12 protein-coding genes are annotated in these 19,804 nt (G+C 67.1%); 1 reads left to right on the top strand and 11 read right to left on the bottom strand.

The features are described from left to right. Position 1: 1 nt before the first annotated feature. The 8 genes from C6A82_RS04870 to C6A82_RS04835 all read right to left on the bottom strand — a co-directional run bounded on the left by C6A82_RS04870 (position 2) and on the right by C6A82_RS04835 (position 12,259). Positions 2-3,493, bottom strand: a complete 3,492-nt coding sequence (locus C6A82_RS04870; RefSeq protein WP_396836779.1) for a DNA-directed RNA polymerase subunit beta — start codon at positions 3,491-3,493, stop codon at positions 2-4. A gap of 375 nt (positions 3,494-3,868) precedes the next feature. Further along, the gene (locus tag C6A82_RS04865) at positions 3,869-4,261 is read right to left on the bottom strand and encodes a hypothetical protein (RefSeq protein WP_105345029.1); all 393 of its coding nucleotides are present in this window, start codon (positions 4,259-4,261) and stop codon (positions 3,869-3,871) included. Further along, positions 4,222-6,684 (bottom strand): alpha/beta fold hydrolase, encoded by a 2,463-nt coding sequence (locus tag C6A82_RS04860; RefSeq protein WP_105345030.1) that lies wholly within the window; start codon positions 6,682-6,684, stop codon positions 4,222-4,224. Before C6A82_RS04860 ends, C6A82_RS04865 begins: the two co-directional genes overlap by 40 nt. Before the next feature lie 147 nt (positions 6,685-6,831). After that, positions 6,832-7,914 carry an ABC transporter ATP-binding protein gene (locus C6A82_RS04855; RefSeq protein WP_105345032.1) on the bottom strand — a complete coding sequence of 361 codons (1,083 nt, stop codon included), beginning with the start codon at positions 7,912-7,914 and terminating at the stop codon, positions 6,832-6,834. Between the two features lie 213 nt (positions 7,915-8,127). Next, positions 8,128-8,520 carry a 50S ribosomal protein L7/L12 gene (rplL, locus tag C6A82_RS04850; RefSeq protein WP_105345034.1) on the bottom strand — a complete coding sequence of 131 codons (393 nt, stop codon included), beginning with the start codon at positions 8,518-8,520 and terminating at the stop codon, positions 8,128-8,130. A 48-nt stretch (positions 8,521-8,568) separates the two neighbouring features. Beyond that, complete coding sequence (rplJ, locus tag C6A82_RS04845) at positions 8,569-9,099, bottom strand: 50S ribosomal protein L10 (protein ID WP_105345035.1); 531 nt, start codon at positions 9,097-9,099, stop codon at positions 8,569-8,571. A 272-nt stretch (positions 9,100-9,371) separates the two neighbouring features. Continuing rightward, entirely contained in the window at positions 9,372-10,757 is a 1,386-nt protein-coding gene (locus C6A82_RS04840; protein ID WP_105345037.1) for an aspartate aminotransferase family protein, read from the bottom strand. A gap of 11 nt (positions 10,758-10,768) precedes the next feature. Further along, a complete protein-coding gene (locus tag C6A82_RS04835) occupies positions 10,769-12,259 on the bottom strand; it encodes a CoA-acylating methylmalonate-semialdehyde dehydrogenase (protein ID WP_311101691.1) in 1,491 nt (496 codons plus the stop codon). 126 nt (positions 12,260-12,385) lie between these two features. Here C6A82_RS04835 and C6A82_RS04830 point away from each other — a divergent pair, with 126 nt between their 5' ends. Beyond that, a complete protein-coding gene (locus C6A82_RS04830) occupies positions 12,386-13,993 on the top strand; it encodes a PucR family transcriptional regulator (protein ID WP_311101690.1) in 1,608 nt (535 codons plus the stop codon). Between the two features lie 34 nt (positions 13,994-14,027). On the opposite strand, the gene C6A82_RS04825 is transcribed toward C6A82_RS04830, so the two are convergent. The 3 genes from C6A82_RS04825 to C6A82_RS04815 are packed head-to-tail and all read right to left on the bottom strand — an operon-like array spanning position 14,028 to position 19,764. After that, positions 14,028-14,939 carry an ROK family protein gene (locus tag C6A82_RS04825; protein WP_105341318.1) on the bottom strand — a complete coding sequence of 304 codons (912 nt, stop codon included), beginning with the start codon at positions 14,937-14,939 and terminating at the stop codon, positions 14,028-14,030. Then, complete coding sequence (locus tag C6A82_RS04820; protein ID WP_396836778.1) at positions 14,939-15,649, bottom strand: malonyl CoA-ACP transacylase; 711 nt, start codon at positions 15,647-15,649, stop codon at positions 14,939-14,941. Before C6A82_RS04820 ends, C6A82_RS04825 begins: the two co-directional genes overlap by 1 nt. Next, on the bottom strand, positions 15,556-19,764 hold the full coding sequence (locus C6A82_RS04815; RefSeq protein WP_311101845.1) for an NEW3 domain-containing protein: 4,209 nt from the start codon (positions 19,762-19,764) through the stop codon (positions 15,556-15,558). The genes C6A82_RS04820 and C6A82_RS04815 overlap by 94 nt, the downstream gene beginning before the upstream one ends. Positions 19,765-19,804: the final 40 nt, after the last annotated feature.

The following is a 19,804-nucleotide window of genomic DNA, read 5'->3' as shown; positions in this document are numbered from 1 at the left end:
CTTAAGCGAGGTCCTCGACAGAGGCAGATTCGTTGCGGGACAGGTTGATTCCCAGGTTCGCAGCAGCGCGCTCCAGGTCCTCGTCGTCGGTGTCGCGCATCTCGATCGCGGCGCCGTCACTCGACAGCACCTCGACGTTGAGGCACAACGACTGCAGCTCCTTGAGCAGCACCTTGAACGACTCGGGGATGCCCGGCTCGGGAATGTTCTCGCCCTTGACGATCGCCTCGTACACCTTGACCCGGCCGACGGTGTCGTCGGACTTGATGGTCAAGAGCTCCTGCAACGTGTACGCCGCGCCGTAGGCCTGCATGGCCCAGCACTCCATCTCACCGAACCGCTGGCCACCGAACTGCGCCTTACCGCCCAGCGGCTGCTGGGTGATCATCGAGTACGGCCCGGTGGAGCGGGCGTGGATCTTGTCGTCCACGAGGTGGTGTAGCTTCAGGATGTACATGTAGCCGACCGTCACCGGGTACGGGAACGGTTCACCACTGCGGCCGTCGAACAACTCCGCCTTGCCGTCGTCGTCGATGAGCTTGTCACCGTCGCGGTTCGGCAGCGTGGACGACAGCAGGCCCTGAAGCTCGGCCTCGCGCGCACCGTCGAACACCGGCGTCGACACGATCGAGTCCGGTGCCACGTCCAACATCTCCTGCGGAAGGTTGGCGGCCCAATCCGGCGAGCCCTCGATCTTCCAGCCGGCCTTGGCGGCCCAGCCGAGGTGTGTCTCGAGGATCTGGCCGATGTTCATCCGTCGCGGCACACCGTGCGTGTTCAGGATGATGTCGACCGGCGTGCCGTCCGGAAGAAACGGCATGTCCTCGACCGCCAGGATCTTGCCGATGACGCCCTTGTTGCCGTGGCGTCCGGCGAGCTTGTCGCCGTCGGAGATCTTGCGCTTCTGGGCCACGTAGACGCGGACCAGCTCGTTGACACCTGCCGGCAGCTCGTCATCGTCCTCGCGCGAGAACACGCGGATACCGATGACCTTGCCCGACTCGCCGTGCGGCACCTTCAGTGACGTGTCGCGAACCTCGCGCGCCTTCTCGCCGAAGATCGCGCGGAGCAGCCGCTCCTCCGGGGTCAGCTCGGTCTCGCCCTTCGGGGTGACCTTGCCGACCAGGATGTCGCCGTCGCGGACCTCCGCGCCGATGCGGACGATGCCGCGCTCGTCGAGATCGGCCAGCACCTCATCGGAGACGTTCGGGATGTCCCTGGTGATCTCCTCGGCGCCCAGCTTGGTGTCGCGGGCATCGATCTCGTGCTCCTCGATGTGAATCGAGGTGAGCACGTCCTCCTCCACCAGACGGCTGGAGAGGATGATCGCGTCCTCGTAGTTGTGGCCCTCCCACGGCATGATCGCCACGAGCAGGTTCTTGCCCAGCGCCATCTCGCCCTGCTCGGTGCAGGGTCCGTCGGCGATGACCTGACCCGCCTCCACCCGGTCGCCCTGATCGACGATCGGGCGCTGGTTGGCGCAGGTGCCGTGGTTGGAGCGGGCGAACTTACGCATCCGGTAGGTGTGCCGGGTGCCGTCGTCTGCCATCACGGTGATGTAGTCGGCCGAGATCTCCTCGATCACACCCGCCTTGTCGGCGACGACCACGTCGCCCGCGTCGATCGCGGCGCGCAACTCCATACCGGTACCGACCAGCGGGGCCTCGCTGCGCACCAGCGGAACCGCCTGGCGCTGCATGTTGGCACCCATCAGGGCACGGTTGGCGTCGTCGTGCTCGAGGAACGGGATCATGGCCGTTGCCACCGACACCATCTGGCGCGGCGAGACGTCCATGTAGTCGACCTCGGTCGCCGAAACGAACTCGACCTCGCCGCCCTTACGACGAACCAGGACGCGCTCCTCGGTGAAGCGGCCCTTGTCGTCGATCGGCGAGTTGGCCTGCGCCACGACGTGGCGGTCCTCCTCGTCGGCGGTCAGGTACTCGATGTCATCGGAGACGACACCGGAGTTGACCTTGCGGTACGGCGTCTCGATGAAGCCGAACGGGTTGACCCGCGCGTACACCGACAGCGAGCCGATCAGACCGATGTTCGGACCCTCAGGGGTCTCGATCGGACACATGCGGCCGTAGTGGCTGGAGTGCACGTCGCGAACCTCGAGGCCGGCGCGTTCACGGGACAGACCGCCCGGGCCAAGCGCCGAAAGGCGGCGCTTGTGGGTCAGACCCGACAGCGGGTTGTTCTGGTCCATGAACTGCGACAGCTGGCTGGTGCCGAAGAACTCCTTGATCGCCGCCACGACGGGACGGATGTTGATCAGGGTCTGCGGCGTGATCGCCTCGACGTCCTGGGTCGTCATGCGCTCGCGCACGACACGCTCCATACGCGAAAGGCCGACCCGGATCTGATTCTGGATCAGCTCGCCGACGGTACGCAGACGACGGTTGCCGAAGTGGTCGATATCGTCGACCTCGACGGGCACCTCGACGCCGCCGGGGGCGGTCATCGTCGTCTGGCCCTCGTGCAGGCGCACCAGGTACTCGATGGTCGCGACGACGTCCTCTTTGGTCAGCGTGGTCGAAGAGGACGGCTGGACCAGGTGGTTGGGGTTGAGGCCCAGCTTCTTGTTGACCTTGTAGCGGCCCACCCGGGCCAGGTCGTAGCGCTTCTCCTTGAAGAACAGATTCTCCAGCAGGGTGACCGCGGACTCCTTGGTCGGCGGCTCGCCCGGACGCAGCTTCCGGTAGATGTCCAGCAGCGCCTCGTCGGTGCCTGCGGTGTTGTCCTTCTCCAGCGTCGACATCATGATCTCGCTGAAGCCGAACCGCTCGGTAATCTGCTCGTTCGTCCAGCCCAGCGCCTTCAGCAGCACGGTGACGGGCTGACGGCGCTTGCGGTCGATGCGGACGCCGACGGTGTCGCGCTTGTCGACGTCGAACTCCAGCCATGCGCCGCGACCCGGGATCACCTTGACGCTGTGCAGTGTCTTGTCGGTGGTCTTGTCGCGGGCCTCGTCGAAGTAGACGCCCGGCGACCGGACCAGCTGGGAGACGACGACACGCTCGGTGCCGTTGATGATGAACGTGCCCTTCTCCGTCATCATCGGGAAGTCACCCATGAATACGGTCTGGCTCTTGATCTCGCCGCTCTCGCTGTTCATGAACTCGGCCGTGACGAACAACGGGGCCGCGTACGTCATGTCCTTGTCTTTGCACTCTTCGACCGAGGCCTTGACCTCGTCGAAGCGCGGGTCGCTGAAAGTCAGCGACAGGTTCCCCGCGAAGTCTTCGATCGGCGAGAGCTCGGTGAGGACCTCTTCGAGGCCGCCCTTGGGGTCGACCTCGCCACGAGCGATGGCGATCTCACGCCAGCGGTCGGAGCCGACCAGCCATTCGAACGACTGCGTCTGAACCTCGAGAAGCCCGGGGACCTCGAGAGGCTCGCGGAGCTTGGCGAATGAAATTCGGTTGGGTGCTCCAGGTACGGAGCTAGAAGTAGTAGTAGCGGACTTGCTCTGGCGGGAGACTGCCAAGATGCATCCTTCCAGCACCTAATGCGACTGCCGGGAAGGTCGACACCATCCCTTACGCCGCGAACTCTGCGTCGGTTCGGCTGGCGATCTCCTGGTCCAGACGGCCCCCGAACGGCGGGCACGCGACTAAGTACTGAGCCTGAACGGGGCTCAGCCTAGGACCACGATGTCAGAGGCGGTAGATGGGCAGGAGGCAGCCAGCGCAACGTCCAACAATAGCGCAGGACGGCGTATTCCTCAACCGCGGCATGCAGGATCAACTCGGGCGCTGGCTGGCGTCCTCGACCCTGTTACACATGCTGCCCAACAGAGTGGCGCTTCGGAGGCTTTCCGTCAAGGGATAACACCGTGTTGCGTGTGGAGTTTTAGTGGTTGTTACGCCGCGATTGCGTCGGAGCACCCTTTCGAACCGGCGGACCTCCGCTGGCAGGTCACGAAGTCGTTCGCGAGCGACGGGCCGGCCGGGGCAGCCGTCGGGGCGACCACTGACGCAGGACCGAGGACGACCGCGGTCGCCGGACCGAGAGTGATGACCTCACCCGCAGCACCGTACAAACCGTACTGCGGCTCAGCCGGGCCCTTGCCTGCGTACATGTCGTTGATCCAGCCGTCGGCGAGCGTGTAAACCGCCGCGGTGTTGCCCGGCGGTGACGGCCTTACCAGCAGCTGGGCCACCAAGTCGATGATCGGCAGCCCACCGATCAGCGAGTCGACATGCGAGCCGTTTTTCAGCACGACACCGGTGAACTGGCCCGGACGCAGCGCCACCAGATCGCCGGTGGTTCGCCCATTGGCGTTCCACGTTTGCGGGGTGCAGCGATCTGGTAGACGGGGATGTCCAGCGTGTCCAGGTTGGCCAGCGCGGGCGCGAATGTGCCATTCGATGACACACCGTCGAACATCACCACACCGAGCAGGTCGGTGGCTGCCCCGTTGTCGACGGTGTAACCCGCGACCGCCGTAGCAAAGCCTCCGCCGGCGGAATGCCCGGTCAAAACGTACTTCTGGGGCAGGGCGCCCTGGAAGCCGGCCGCACGGGCGCTGGTGTTCAATGCCGACCGGTCACCGAGGAACATGGTGGCCGTCGCCTCCTGCAGCGCCGCGCCGTTCAGTGTGCAATCCCAGCAACCCAGCTGCGGGAAGGACGACACATTGGGCACCACCACCACGCTGTTGGTTCGGCGGGCAAGATCGGCGGCCTGTGCCGAGTACCACGACTTGTCGCCAAGAAAGCCGTGCTGCAGCCAGATCACACCGTCGGGCTGAACCGACCCGTCGGCCTGCGTCGGGAAGTACCAGTCGGCTTTGGTCGTGTAACCGTTCGGGCCGTATGGGATGGTCAGGTCGGAATGACCGACGCTGACTCCCGTCACCCCGGCGGCCGTGGCGGCGGATGCGCTTGTCGTCTCGGCTGTCGGGAGCGCGAAGCCGGACGTCGTAGCCGGGACGTCGATGGCGAAGTTGATGTCCGACATCAGCCCGAAGAAGAACGCGGTGAGTTCACGACCGACGGTCGCGACGAGGCCCGGCGTGGGCGCAACCAGCCCGATGGCGGGGCCGAAGTGGGTCGGGACGACGAACGACGTGCCGGGTGCGCCGTAGAAGCCTGAGGCTCGGCACTGGCCACCTTCTTGGCACACGAACAAGTCGTTGATCCAGCCCGCGGCGAGCACCTGGGTGCCTTCGACATTGGCAGGTCCGCCGTAGCCGGTAATCAGGTAGGCGCCGAGCTGGACGAGAGGATTGCCACCCACCATGGCATCGGAGTGCCAACCGAACAGCATCTGCGCGCCGTGGAATTCGGTCGGCCGTTCCTTGGCGAGTGCGGCGTCCATGGCGCCGAACAGGTTCCACGGGTTTGGCGTCGAGGACAGGTTGTAGATCGGGATGCCGTCGAGGGCGGGATCCGCGATGTGCTCAGCAGGGTCGGTGAACGAGACACCGTCGAGCATGACCACACCGGCCAGGTCGTACGTCGAGTAGCCCTTCTGCCGGTTGGCCGCCATATAGCGCGCGGTGTTCAGGACGGCTCCACCACCGAGTGAATGCCCGACCAGGACGACCTGTTGCGGTAGCTGGTTCTGCGTGTAGCCCGCCGCTCTCGCGCTGTCGAGCAGTGCGGTGTTGTCGTCGTTGAATAGGTCCGCGATGGCCCGGTGCATCGGGTCGCCGCCCAGCCACATGCCGTCGGTGGCGAAGATGTTCGATGTCAGCGTCGGCGCCACCACCACGCTGTTAGTGGATTTGGCCAGGTAGGACGCGGTGTAGTCGTAGAAGACGCCCCTGGCGAGGAAGCCGTGCTGCAGATAGATGATCCGCTCGGGCGGGGTCCCGCTCTCGGGGTCGTAGGTGTCCGGGAAGTACCAGTCGGCTGGGACCTCCTGGTCGCCGATCCTCAGTGTCGAGCGCTCGACCGTGACGCCGCTTCCCGGCAGCGCCATCGGCGGTCCCTCGAAGACGCTCTCGGCGAAAGAGATCAGGCCGAACACGGCGGTGCCGAGCGCGCTGATCACCGGCGGCACGTCGATCTGGGGCTGCGCGGCGGCGGCTGCGGCCATCGACTGAGCCAAAGCGGGGGCTTGCAGCGTTAGGTTCGACCGGGTCGGCGGGGTGAACGTCTGGATGACGCGCTCGGCGATCCGCGGCGTCGGGTTGTCGGGGACGACGGCAGGCGTCGTTTTCACGGCGTCGATAGTCGCGTCCGGGTCGACGGTCTCCACGGACTCGACCGGCTCGACGGTTTCGACCGGATCGGCGCGGGGCGTCTTCGCGACCTCGACCTTGCGGTCGGGCTTGGGAGTTACCGCCGCGACGACGTCGTTGACCAGAGTCGCGGCGCGTCGGCCCGACTCGGGTCTGATCGTCGTCCGGACGCTCGGCTCGGTGACGGTCGACCGTGTCCTGTCGCCCGCAGTCTTGACGACCTGGGTGACCGCGTCGCTGACCGAGTCGATCGCCTCGGCGACGTCGCGGGCGAAGGCGGGCTTGGAATCCGGCCTCTTCGGCGTACCGATGGTGCTCGAAGCTTGCTCGTTGTCAGCAGTTTTCGCCGACTGCGACGTCGTGGCCGCACCGTCGCCGCCGTCCGAGTCGGTCTGCGCGAAGGCAGTCCCTGCGCCGGCCAGCATCCCTACCGTCACACCGGCGCACACCGCGCCCGCGCCGAGCCAAAGCAAGAACCGGTCGCCCATACCCTCTCCCGTCTGGACCGCGGGTAACGCTAATCGCCAAGGCGACGTTCGGGTGGGTGTTTACGTCGATCCGCGAAAATGTCACGCGGAAAGACGAACTGCCGGCGGATTGTCTTCCGCCGGCAGGTCGAAAAAGCAGCTGCTACGTCAGCGTTCGCCGCTAACCGGGATGCGGCTGGTCGGCGCGTCGTCGGTGCGATGTCGCGAGCTCGCGTCTGCATCCCCGCCGAACTCGTGCGACGAGTACTTGTTCGTGCCCTCGAGGTCGTCGCGGATCGCTTCCTGGGCGTTCGGCGGCAGCGTGTGCATGATCTCGCGGACCCGGGCTCGCCGGCGTTCGACGGCCGCCCGCTCCGGCATGCCCGGCGTCGCCTGGATCTGCGGCGGCACGCCCTCGATCTCTTCGACACCACCGTCGTGGTGACCGGCGTCGACCATGGCCTGCTCCTCGGCCATCTGCGACTCGTCCTTCTCCTCGGACATGCCGATGGGGCCGATGCGGCGGCCGTTGAGGAACTGGCGCACGACGGGCTCGTCACTGGTCAGCAGCACCTCGCGCGGACCGAACATCACGAGATGCTTGCGGAACAGCATGCCGATGTTGTCCGGCACCGTGCGGGCGATGTTGATGTTGTGCGTGACGATCAGGATCGTCGCGTCGATCTGCGCGTTGATGTCGATGAGCAGCTGGCTGAGGTAGGCGGTACGCACCGGGTCGAGACCCGAGTCGGGCTCGTCGCAGAGGATGATCTGCGGGTCGAGCACCAGTGAGCGGGCTAGTCCGGCGCGCTTGCGCATACCGCCGGAGATCTCGCCGGGGAACTTGTTCTCGTCGCCGGCCAGGCCGACGACCTCGAGCTTCTCCATGACGATGTTGCGGATGTCGCTTTCCTTTTTCTTGGTGTGTTCACGCAAGGGGAAAGCGGTGTTGTCGTAGAGGCTCATCGAGCCGAACAGGGCGCCGTCTTGGAACATGACGCCGAAGAGGGTCCGGATCTCGTAGAGCTCCTTGGCCGAGCACTCGATGATGTTGGTGCCGTCGACGATGATCTTGCCCCGCTCCGGACGGAGCAGCCCGATCAGCGACTTGAGGAACACCGACTTACCCGTACCTGACGGGCCCAGCAGCACGCTGACCTCGCCCGCCGGGATGTCGAAGGTGACATCTTCCCAAATTCGCGCTGAGCCGAAGGACTTGGTCAGTCCCTCCACCTGAATGCCAATGCCCACGCGAGATCCTTCCGCCATAAAAGTGCTACCACCACACGCCTCCCGCTTGTGGCTTGAGTCACTGTAGCTTACGACGCCCTCTGCGCGACACTTGTCGGAGGTCACATCTCGGCTCCGACCAGCAGAGACGGCAAAAATAACCGTGGGGCCGATCTGTTTGCCAGATCGACCCCACGGGATGCGTCGTCGGCACCGCCGACGTGAGCGCTGAAACTACTTGACGGTGACCGCCGCGCCAGCGGCCTCGAGCTTGGCCTTGGCCTCCTCGGCGGCTTCCTTGGCGACCTTCTCGAGCAGCGGCTTGGGAGCGCTGTCGACCAGATCCTTGGCCTCCTTCAGGCCCAGGCCGGAAACGATCTCCCGGACGACCTTGATGACGCCGATCTTCTTGTCGCCGGCACCCTCGAGGATGACGTCGAACTCCGACTGCTCCTCGGCGGCCTCGGCGGGGGCGCCCGCAGCGGCGCCGGGGGCGGCCGCGACGGCGACCGGAGCGGCGGCGGTGACGTCGAAGGTCTCCTCGAACGCCTTCACGAACGCGGAGAGCTCGAGCAGGGTCAGTTCCTTGAACGCGTCGAGCAGTTCGTCAGTGGACAGTTTTGCCATGGGTGTTGGTCCTTCCTTTAGTACTTCTGTTGCTTGGGGTGAATGTGCTTAAGCGGCGGCTTCTTCTGCAGCCTTCTTCTCCTGCAGAGCGGCAGCCAACCGTGCGACCTGCGATGCGGGCGCCTGGAAGAGAGCGGCCGCCTGGCTGGTCTTGGCCTTCATCGCGCCGGCCAGCTTGGCCAGCAGCACCTCGCGGGATTCGAGATCGGCGATCTGGTCGATCTCGGAGACGGTCAGCGGTCGACCGTCCATGTAGCCGCCCTTGACGACCAGCGCCTTGTTGTCCTTGGCGAACTTCTTGATCGCCTTGGCCGCGTCGACCGCCTCGCCCTTGACGAACGCGATCGCGGTGGGGCCGACGAACAGCTCGTCGAGTCCTTCGATACCTGCCTCGGCCGCGGCACGCTTGACCAGCGTGTTCTTGGCGACGGTATAGGTAGCGGAGTCACCGAGCGAGCGGCGCAGATCCTTGAGGTTGGCCACCGTCAGTCCGCGATATTCGGTGACGAGCGTTGCCGTCGCCTCCTTGAACTGCTCGGCGATGTCGGCAACCGCGGTGGCCTTGTCAGCCTTGGCCATGCATGCCTCCTCGTGGTTGGGAGACCGACGGCTGCGAGAAGTCGAGGGGCCGGAAATGACGAACGCCCCGACGCAGACGGTCGGGGCGCGCTGTTTCACAACTGCCTCGTCCTCCTGCGTGGGCCGCCCGGGTATCTGATGAGCCGCTTGCGCGAAGAACAACAGGTACGTCCGGACCTTCAACCGATTTCTCGGTGACCGACGGTCTTCGGTGGAACTGCTCAAGAGTAGCGGACAGCCCGGCGATCAGCCAAAACGGCGGTCCGCTACGCCTACTTCACGTGGGAGTCGGCGACGGCCAATGCGGCGTCCAGAATCTCCAGCCCTTCGCGGGCCTCGTCGGCGCTGACGTTGCACGGCGGCACGACGTGAATGCGGTTGAAGTTCGCGAACGGAATCATCCCGCCCTTCCTGCACGCGGCGATCGTGTCGTTCAGCGCCGGGCTGCTGCCGCCGTAGGGGGCCAACGGCTGCCTGGTCGCCTGGTTGGCGACGAGCTCGACGGCCCAGAACATGCCCCGCCCGCGGACTTCGCCGACGCTTGGATGCCTGCTCGCGATGTCGGCGAGCGCCGGCCCGACGACCTCCTCGCCGATGCGGGCGGCGTTCTCGACGATGCCCTCTGCGCGCATCGTGTTGATGGTCGCGACGGCCGCCGCGCACGCCAGCGGGTGTCCCGAGTAGGTGAGGCCGCCGGGGTAGGCGCGATGGGCGAAGGTCTCATAGATCGCGGGGCTGATGGCGACACCGCCGAGCGGTACGTAGCCGGAGGTGACGCCTTTGGCGAAGGTGAGCAGGTCGGGTGTCACGTCGAAATGGTCGATGGCGAACCACTTCCCGGTTCGTCCGAAGCCGGCCATCACCTCGTCTGCGATGAGCATGATGCCGTAGCGGTCGCAGATCTCCCGCACGCCCGCGAGGTAGCCCGGCGGCGGAACCATGATGCCCGCCGTGCCGGGAACGGATTCCAGCGCGATCGCGGCGATCGTCGACGGCCCCTCGAGCCGGATGACGTCGTCGAGGTGCTCGAGCGCCCTTGCGGTCTCCTCGGCCTCGGTGGTCGAGTGGAACCTCGTGCGGTAGAGGAACGGCCCGAAGAAGTGGACGACGCCGCTGCTGGCGTAGTCGTTCGGCCAACGTCGCGGGTCACCGGTCATGTTGATCGCGGTGTCGGTGCCGCCGTGGTACGAGCGATAGCGCGTCAGCACTTTATAGCGGCCGGTGTGCAGCCTGGCCATGCGGACCGCGTGCTCGTTGGCGTCGGCGCCGCCGTTGGTGAAGAACACCTTGTTCAGCTCGCCCGGCGTGTGCTCCGAGATGAGCCGCGCGGCTTCGGACCGCGCGTCGTTGGCGTGCTGCGGCGCGACGGTGCAGAGCTTGGCGGCCTGCTCCTTGATGGCGGCCACCACCTTGGGGTGCTGGTGGCCGATGTTGGTGAACACCAGCTGCGAGGAGAAGTCCAACAGGCGGTTGCCGTCGCCGTCCCAGATGTAGGAGCCCTCCGACGCCACGACGGTCATCGGGTTGATCTCCTCCTGCGCCGACCACGAGTGGAAGACGTGGGTGCGGTCGAGCTCGTGCGCACGAGCGGCCTGCGTGCGCGCCTGGTCGAGCGTCAAACCGTTTGGCAGAGTTTGGATTTCAGGTGCAGTCGTCATGGTGGCCCAGCTTACTTGTTTTGTGGGAAGCCGAGTTCGAGGCCGCCGTGGCTGGGGTCGAGCCAGCGTTGGGTGATGGCTTTGGCACGGGTGAAGAAGTGCACGCCTTCGGTGCCGTGGGCGTGGGTGTCGCCGAACAGGGAGGCTTTCCAGCCGCCGAAGCTGTAGTAGGCCATCGGTACCGGGATGGGCACGTTGATGCCGACCATGCCGACTTCGACCTCGTTTTGGAAGCGCCGGGCCGCTCCGCCGTCGTTGGTGAAGATGGCGGTGCCGTTGCCGTAGGCGTTGGCGTTGATCATCTCGAGGGCCTGTTGGTAGGACTCCACCCGCAACACCGAGAGCACGGGCCCGAAGATCTCGTCGGTGTACACGCTCATCTCGGGGGTGACGTTGTCGAGCAGGGTGGGGCCCAACCAGAATCCCTCGGCGCCGCCGTTTGCCTCGACGGTGCGCCCGTCGAGCACGACTTTGGCGCCGTCGGCTTCACCGGCGTCGATGTAGCCCGCGACCTTGTCGCGGTGGGCCTTGGTGACCAGCGGCCCCATGTCGGCGTCGGTGGTGCCGTCCCCGGTTTTGATGGTGGCCGCGCGCTGGGCGATCTTGGCGACCAGGTCATCGGCGATCGGGCCGACGGCCACGCACGCGCTGATGGCCATGCAGCGTTCCCCCGCCGAGCCGAACCCGGCGTTGACCATCGCATCGGCGGCCAGATCCAGATCGGCGTCGGGCAGGATCACCGCGTGGTTCTTCGCCCCGCCCAGGGCCTGCACCCGCTTACCGGCCGCGGTGCCGGTGGTGTAGACGTACTGCGCGATCGGGGTGGACCCGACAAAGCTGATCGACTTGAGGTCCGTGTTGGTCAGCATCTCATCGACGACGGTCTTGTCGCCCTGCAGCACGTTGAACACCCCGGCGGGCAGCCCCGCTTCGGCCCACAACCGGGCCAGCCACAGCGACGCGCTGGGATCTTTCTCCGACGGTTTGAGCACCACGGTGTTGCCGGTGGCGATCGCCAGCGGGAAGAACCACATCGGCACCATGGCCGGGAAGTTGAACGGACTGATGATCCCCACCGGGCCCAGCGGCTGGCGGATCGAGTACACATCGACGTTGGTCGAGGCGTTCTCGGTGAACCCACCCTTGAGCAAATGAGGGACACCGCAGGCGAATTCCACGACCTCCTGGCCGCGGCTCACCTCACCCAACGCATCCGAGACCACCTTGCCGTGCTCGGAGGTGATGATCTGCGCCAGTTCCTGCTTGCGCTCGTTGAGCAACTCCCGAAACCGGAACAGCACCGCCGTGCGCTTGGCCAGCGAGGTGTCCCGCCACGCCGGGAACGCCGCCTTGGCAGCCGCGATCACCGCGCGCGCATCCTCGACGCTGCCCAGCGCCACCTCACCGGTCACCGCACCCGTCGCCGGATTCGTCACCGGCGCGGTGTCACCCGAGTCGCCCTCGAACGGGGCGTTGTTGATCCAATGGCTGATGATGGACATTGAGCGGTACTCCTGACATGACGCGTAGATGCGGTCGTCCGTTGGTACACCCAGTGTGACGCGCTGGATGCCGGGATTGTTCGTACAAATCGTATCCAGAATCGCTGCCGGATTTACACTGTGTAAATGGCCTTGACGGTCGCTGACGTGGTCGCCCTTCCGGTTGTGCAGGCGGGCGACCCCGAGGTGCTCAGCAGGCGGCGGTGGAGTGATCCGGTGCGCTGGGTTCACGTCGGCGACGTCACCGACCTGTCTCCCTGGCTGCAGGGCGGCGAGTTGGTGCTCACCACCGGCGCCGCGCTTCACGACGCGCCCGCCCGGTACCTGCGCGGTATCGCCGAAGCCGGTGCGCTGGGTGTCGTCGTCGAGCTCGGCTCCGCGGATCCCCTGCCTGCATCCGCGACACCGATCGCCGAGGACCTGAACCTGGCCCTGATCGCGTTGCACCACACGATCAGGTTCGTCGAGGTGACGGAGGAAGTGCACCGCCGGATCGTGTCCGGCCAATTCGAGGAGGTGGCATTCGACCGTCGAGTGCATCGAGCCTTCACCGACCTGAGCATGAGGCGCGTTTCGGCCAACGGAATCGTCGACGCCGCCGCCTCCATGCTCGACGAGCCCGTCGTGCTGGAAGACCTTGCGCACCAAGCTCTTGCGGTCGCCCACGGTCCCGACACGACCGCCGAACTCCTGCAGGACTGGGAACAGCGCTCCCGGCGCGCGTCGACAGGAGGCGGCACCGAGCACTGGGCCGTGACCGCGGTCGGCCCTCGCGGCGAGGAATGGGGCAGGCTCATCGTGCCGCGCCCGCCCGCCGACGCCGGGCGCACCGGGATGGTCCTCGAACGAGCCGCGGCCGCGTTGGCTCTCAACCGGATGATCGAACGCGACAGGTCCGGGCTACACCAGCAGGCGCAGAGCGGGTTGATCGACGACGTGCTGCGCGAACGGGTGAGTGACGAGCGGGAAATCAGTGCTCGCGCAAATGCTTTGGGACTACGCAAGGCTGCGCGGTACTACCCGCTTGTGGTGCGCGCCCGGTTCGTCGCGGATGCCACCGATCCGGTCGCCGACCAGCGCCGCAACGTGTCGCTCCTTGACGCGGTGGTGCACACCGTCAACGCGTCCGGTCACACCGGCCTGTTCACCGTGCACGGCGACGGTGAGATCGGGGCCGTCGTCGCATTGGGCGCGAACAAGGGCGGGTCGGATAAGACGTGGACGGCGCTCGGCGCAGCGGTGACGCGCGAACTCACCCGGGCCGACGGCAGGCAACGCGCCGTACTGGCCGTCGGCGAGCCATGCGAGCTCGTCGTCGACGCGGTGCAGGGCATCGGGGAAGCCGCGCACGTCGCGGAGGTGGCCATGGCGATGCGGGGTGACCCGCGGCCCTTCTACCGCGCCTCGGATGTGCGGCTGCGCGGGCTGCTCGCCCTGTTGCAGGACGACCCGCACGTGCAGGCGTTCGCCGAAACCGAGCTGAAGGCGCTACTGCGGGCCGAAGGCGGCCGTGTCCCAAGCGATCTGGCGATACTGCGGGAATACCTGCGGCTGGCCGGGAACAAGGCCGCGCTGGCCAAGCGGCTGCACCTCAGCAGGCCTGCGCTCTACAAGAGGCTGTCGAGCATCGAGCAGAGGCTCGGTATCAGCCTCGACGATGCCGAGTCGATGGTCTCGCTGCACGTAGCCATGCTGATCCTCGAGGTCCGCCGCGGAGTCGACCTTGGCATCTAGGGATTTCGGCGCGCTCGCGTGCGCTCAGCGTCGATTAACGCGCCGAAATCGCCAATGCCGCGGCGCCGACGAGGCCCGCATCGCTGCCCAGTTCGGCGGGCACCACGGTCAAGCCGTGCAGGAAGTCGAGGCCCGCGTGCACGGCGAGCACCTCGCGGACGGGGTCGAACAGCAGCGCGCCGGACTTCGACACGCCCCCGCCGATGACGACCCGATCCAGGTCGCACACCGCGCCGACCGACGCGATCATCGCCGCCACCGCAGTCGCGCCGCGCCGAAATGCCTTGAGCGCAACCGGGTCTCCAGCATTGGCCGCATCGGCTAGCTCCTTGGCGTCGGCCTTCGGCGGTCCCTTCCAGCCGTTCTGGCGAGCCCAGCGCGTCATGTTCGGGCCCGCCGCGATGGCCTCGACGCATCCGCGCCCGCCGCAGGTGCAGGGCGCGCCGTCCGGGTCGACGACGACATGGCCGACGTGGCCGGCGTTGCCGGTGCGGCCGTCGTAGGGCGCACCGTCGAGCACCAGACCGCCGCCGACACCCGTCGACACCACCATGCCGAGCATGAACTGTGCGCCGCGGCCTGCGCCGCGCCAGCGCTCACCCATCGCCATGCACAGTCCGTCGCCGCCGAGCCGCGCCGGAACCCCGACCAGTTCGGTGACCCGCTCGACGATCGGAAAGCGCTGCAACTGCGTGATGTTGATCGGGCTGACGGTGCCCGACGGCAGGTCGATCGGGCCTGCCGACGCGATGCCGACACCGCGGACGCGGCCGCCCGCGGTTGCGAGCGCCTCGGTGACGAGTGCGTCGACGACCGCCCAGATCGCTTCGGCGTCGCCGTCTGGTGTCGGCAGCTGAGCGTGGTGGCCGAGTGTGCCGTCGTCACCGACGAGCCCGACGGCGATCTTCGTGCCACCGATGTCGATGGCCAGCGTCTGTCCGGTCATCAGTGTCTGTGGGTGTTGTCGGGCTGGCGAGGGTCGCCGGGATGCTCGTAGCCGGGAGCGAGCCGAACCAGCTCCGCCCGTCGCGCATCAAGCCAGAGCCGGAACGCCCGGCGACGGGCCGCGCCGCGCAGATGGTCGGCGATCAGAGTGCTTACGGCGTCCAGGGGTGGCGCCTGGAGTGTTGCGGTGCGCCAACCATTTCCGATATCCGACGGTTGCGCGAAGCGCAGAGGATTGCGCCCGTGGTAATCGGCGACGTCGACGTCATCGACCTCGACATCGGCGGTGACGTGGGCGTACATCGCTCTTGCGAGCGGATCGGCCAGCGCGGCCGCCGCGATGCTACCGATCTCCAAACGTGCCGAGTCATCGGGCAGCAATTGGCTTTCCGCGGGCGCGCCCATGCTGGTGACGCCCGCGTCGACCGCCTCGGCTGCGATCACCCGTTCGGTTACCAGAAGCTGTGTCAGCCAACGGCGCAACTGTCTGCCCTCGCTGGTGCCTGCCCGCGGCAGCGCCGCAGCAGGCATCGCTTCCCGAAGCGCGGCCTCGCGCGCGTCGACGTCGGCGACGGGCACACCGAGACCGGCGACCGTGGCGGCGATGCGCGGGTGGCTCACCGGACCGTCACCCTCACGGCAGGCGAGTACAGCAGCCGTCCCACGCAGCCGATCCGGACCAGCGCCCACCACTGCCCCGGCTGCACCCATGGCGGCGGGGTCACGTCGAAGCCGATCTCCGTCGTCTCGCCCGGCGACACGACGGCGCCCTGGGCGGCAGGCCCTATCCACTCCCACGTTCCCCACGGGCTGATCACGTGCGCCTCCAGCGACAGGCTCGCACCCGCCGCGGTGCCGACTGCGACGACAAGACGGTCGACGTCGCCCGCGGCGACCTCGATGCGGTCGGGTTCGGTTATCAGATAAACGATTTCGTTGTCCTCGCGCGGTGTGCCCACCGACACCGTCGCCACGTCCTCGACCACTTGACGCCATGATGCGGGCATGGACACCGCGTCGTCGCCGGTGACGTGAAGCTGTGCACGGATCGGGTAGAGACCCTGCGGCGTGTCCGGCGGCATCGTCAGCTCGATCTCGGCTTCCAGGTGTTCGCCACTCGGCAGCACGAACGGGAGGCTCGACGGGCTGGACGTCCAGCCGGGCGGACACAGTATCCGCACGGTGCCGTGCAGCACCGAGTCCGTGCAGTCGCTTGCCGCCGTGAGCCGGAACACGACGTCGTCGCCGGCTTCTGCGACTGCGGCCTGCGGATGCAGATGCGCGACGGCGGGCAGTCCGCCCAGCGGGGCGGGGCCGCGGTTGTGCAGCCAGTAGCGGGAATAAAGCGGCTGAGCGGCCTCGACCTCGGGGGCCAACTGGGTATGGTCGGCGTCGAGCAGTTGCGGCATGTTGAACCGGCCGAGCACGGTCGCGATCTCGTAGCCGTGCACCGTCAGATCGTCTGATCCGTCGTACTCCTGCAGGCGCGGCTGTTCGAGGAGGTCGACTCGCGACGCCGGGGACACCCGCCGTAGACCCGAGGTGATGGCGACATCGGTAGTCGCCCCAGTGGTTTCGACGAGCCGCAGTGTGACGGCTTCCGCGGGGTCGACGGCCCGGCTGCTGCCGGAGGCGAACGGGTTACCTGCGGCCTTCAGGGCGGCGAGGTGGACGGCACCCGTGGGCTCGATCTCCAGAAGTGATCCCCAGCTGGGCAATCCGCCTGTGGCGCTCACGTTTCCGACCACGGCGAGTAGCGGGTGCGAGAACTCGGCGCTGCGATCGGGAACAGCGGCCGACCGCCAATCACCGTCGCCGGTGACCAGTGCGTAGTCGAAGTTGTGCGTCCAGTGTTGCAGCTGGAAGTTTGATCCGTCGGGTGCGGTGCGGCGCGGCGGCGGATCCATCCACACGCCGGAAGGCCATCCGGTGCAGGACCGCATCAGTGACGTGTGCAGGGTGCCGTCGACGTCGACGGCGAAGCTGGGCACACCGCGGTTGAGCACGGCGACCGTTCGATGCTCGTACGTTTCGATGTCCGACGGCACCTGTTGGGCGACCGAGATCTCGCCGTCGGCAAGGTCTTCGACGATCGATGCGACAGCCGCGTCGAGACTGTCAGTCCCCGCGACGACGAGCACCGGCAGCACCCGCACACCGCGCAGATCGGCTCCCGGCAGCCAGCACGCTGCCAGCGGCGCCGCGGCGGGCACCCACACCCGCGCCGAGCCCGACGCGTACAGCTGACGCTTGAGTTCCTCGGCATATGCCGGATCGGCCTCTGCCAGAACCGCTGCGGTGAAGGCATTCTCGTCGGGACCGCCGAGTGCGATCCGCGCATCCGGCAGGTTGGAGTCGATGGCCACGTCCCCGTAGCGGGACCTGTCGGCGCTACTGCACGTCGCCGTGACGCCTGCGCGAACCAACGCCACCATCAGATCGCGCGCCAGCGGCGCCGATTCCGCCTCGCTCGGCGAGACCACCTCGGCGACCGACACCGCACGCACGCCTCCGCTGTCTGCGCTACGCGCGTCCGCGACATCGACGCGCACCCTCATCGCCGACGACAGCGCGAACCAGCCGTAAGCCGGATTGTCCAGTGTGTAGGGATGTTTGGCGGTATCGACGGACTCCTCGGAGCCGGGTTCGTGCAGCAGCGCGAACCCGCGCCCGATCACCGCGTCTCCGACCTCGCTCACCGGCATCGCCCCTGGGATGGGGCACGGCCAGCGCAGCCGCAGCAGCTTGTCCTCACCGGTGAACTCGTCGATCGTGGTGCTGCAGTCGACGCGTGGGACGCCGTGCCACAGCGTCAGGGTCTGGGTGTAGCGCAGTACCGAACCGATCCGGCCGCGCACGACGATCCGCTCCCCCAGCGGGCAGCGATAGCTTCGGACGCTCTCCGCCGCCGCGCCGGAGGAGACGACCACCGGCCCCTTCGGCAGCAGATGCCACGGTCCCTCGCCCGCATCGGGATGCGCGGCGTATTCGTCGTACACGGCGAGCTCGTTGCCGAATTTTCCGTCAGCCAGCAGTTCGCGGCCGTTGTCCAGCAGCGATGACACCGCGCCGCCGCGGGCCTTATCGACCCGCAACCGATACCGCTCGTTCGCGATCTCCGGACAATCCCCGCCGTCCATGGGCGCCCAGCCCGAAACCGCATCGCCGGCCGTGAAGTGATAGGCGCGCCAGCCCAGCGATGGAATGTCTCGAGCCAGCCACGTGACCGACCGGCCACCGTGCTCCACGATCGCGGGCAGCTCGTTGCCGTCGGCGTCGGTCACCCGCAGGCCGTCACCCACCGGGTGGTCGAGTCTGGCGGTCACCACATCGGTTCGCTTGTGGCTCAGCGTATTCCATACCACTACGGTCGCGTCGACGGCACTGGAGATGAGCGCAAGGGCGTTGTCGCGTGCCGCACAGCCGAGCTCCCACGCGTCGCGCCAGCCGGTGAGCAGATCGATGTACACCTGATCGGATTCCGATCCGGTGATCGCATCGTGGTGCGCGCCGTAGACGAGCTGAACCCAGGCCTTCTCCAGCGCTGCCTGCGGATAGGTGGCGCCACCGAGCAGCCCGGCGAACACGGCGAAGCGCTCGCCGTCCAGGACCGCGTTCTCGGCGTCGCGGTTGGCCTGCTTGGTGTCGATGTAGGAGACGTCCTTGCCGGTGTAGATCGGGTTCATGTCACGGGTCTGCGGTGACGGTTCGATCCCGCGCTCGTCCAGTTCGGCTCGCACCGATGCGAAGAACTCGCTCGGCAGCCCGCAGACGAACCGCGGCCAGGTGTAGCGGTCGTTCCAGTCGCGATGAATCTCGGTGACCCACTTGTTCGGCGGCGTGTAGTCGGTTCCGACGGGCAGCAGCACGTTGCGCGTCAGCGCGACCTTCTTCAACGTCGAGAACAGCTCATAGGTCGCGGTCTCGGCCTCTAGCAGCGTGGCCGAGGAGTCCATCCACCAGCCCGCCGAATAGTGCGCGGGCATGTAGTGGGTCAGCACGCCGCGGCCGGACGGCGACACCCACTCGAACTCACTGGAGAACTGCATGCGCTCGGGATCGCCCTGGTTCTGCATCGGGCCCCACTGATGGTGCGGGCCGCGCGCCCATGAGCTGGACGTCAGACCCGCGTCGGCCGCCATACCCGGGAACTGGGGATCATGGCCGAACGCGTCGAGCTGCCACGCCGTCGCCGGCTCGGCGCCCACCACGTCACGTTGGAATCCGATGCCTTGAACGAAGTTTCGGATGGTCGTCTCGGCACTGGTCAGGTTGGTGTTCGGCTCGTTGTAGGTGCCGCCCATGATCTCGACGCGGCCCTCGTCGATGAACCGGCGGAGGTCGGTGCGGTCTTCGGGGTGGGTGTCCCAGTACGGCTTGAGGTAGTCGACCTCGGCCAGCACGAACTTATATTCCGGGTCCCTGCGCGCCATTTCGAGGTGCGCGGCCACCAGGTTGAAGCCGTTGGTCTGCCTGCAGCGACCCGGCGGCTCCTCGGTCCACAGGCTGGTGTAGGCGGCTTGGGTGTTCCACCACACCGGGTCGTAATGGAAATGGCTGACCATGAACATCGTCCAGCCCGGTTCGGCGACGACGAACTCGAAGCCGGTGGCGGTGCCGTCGCAGTGCACACGCGCCGCCCGACGCTCACCGGGCACGGGATCGCGGACCGCCACCGGCACCTCGACCACCCCGGCCGCGCCCGCGGTCGGCGGCTCGGGCGTGACAAGACCCTCGCCCTCGACGAAGATCGGCGACGATGCGCCGGTGTGGGTGACTCTGACGATTTGCAACGGCGCATCCGGCGGCCCGGTGAAGAGGTCCATCGACTCCGCGGAGGTCACGCCGAACGTCACCTCCGCCACC

Origin of the sequence: Mycobacterium sp. ITM-2016-00318, assembly GCF_002968285.2 — a bacterium.
Classification (GTDB): Bacteria; Actinomycetota; Actinomycetes; order Mycobacteriales; family Mycobacteriaceae; genus Mycobacterium.
The sequence above is the reverse complement of the archived record's forward strand: the minus strand, read 5'-3'. Positions and strand labels throughout refer to the sequence as shown.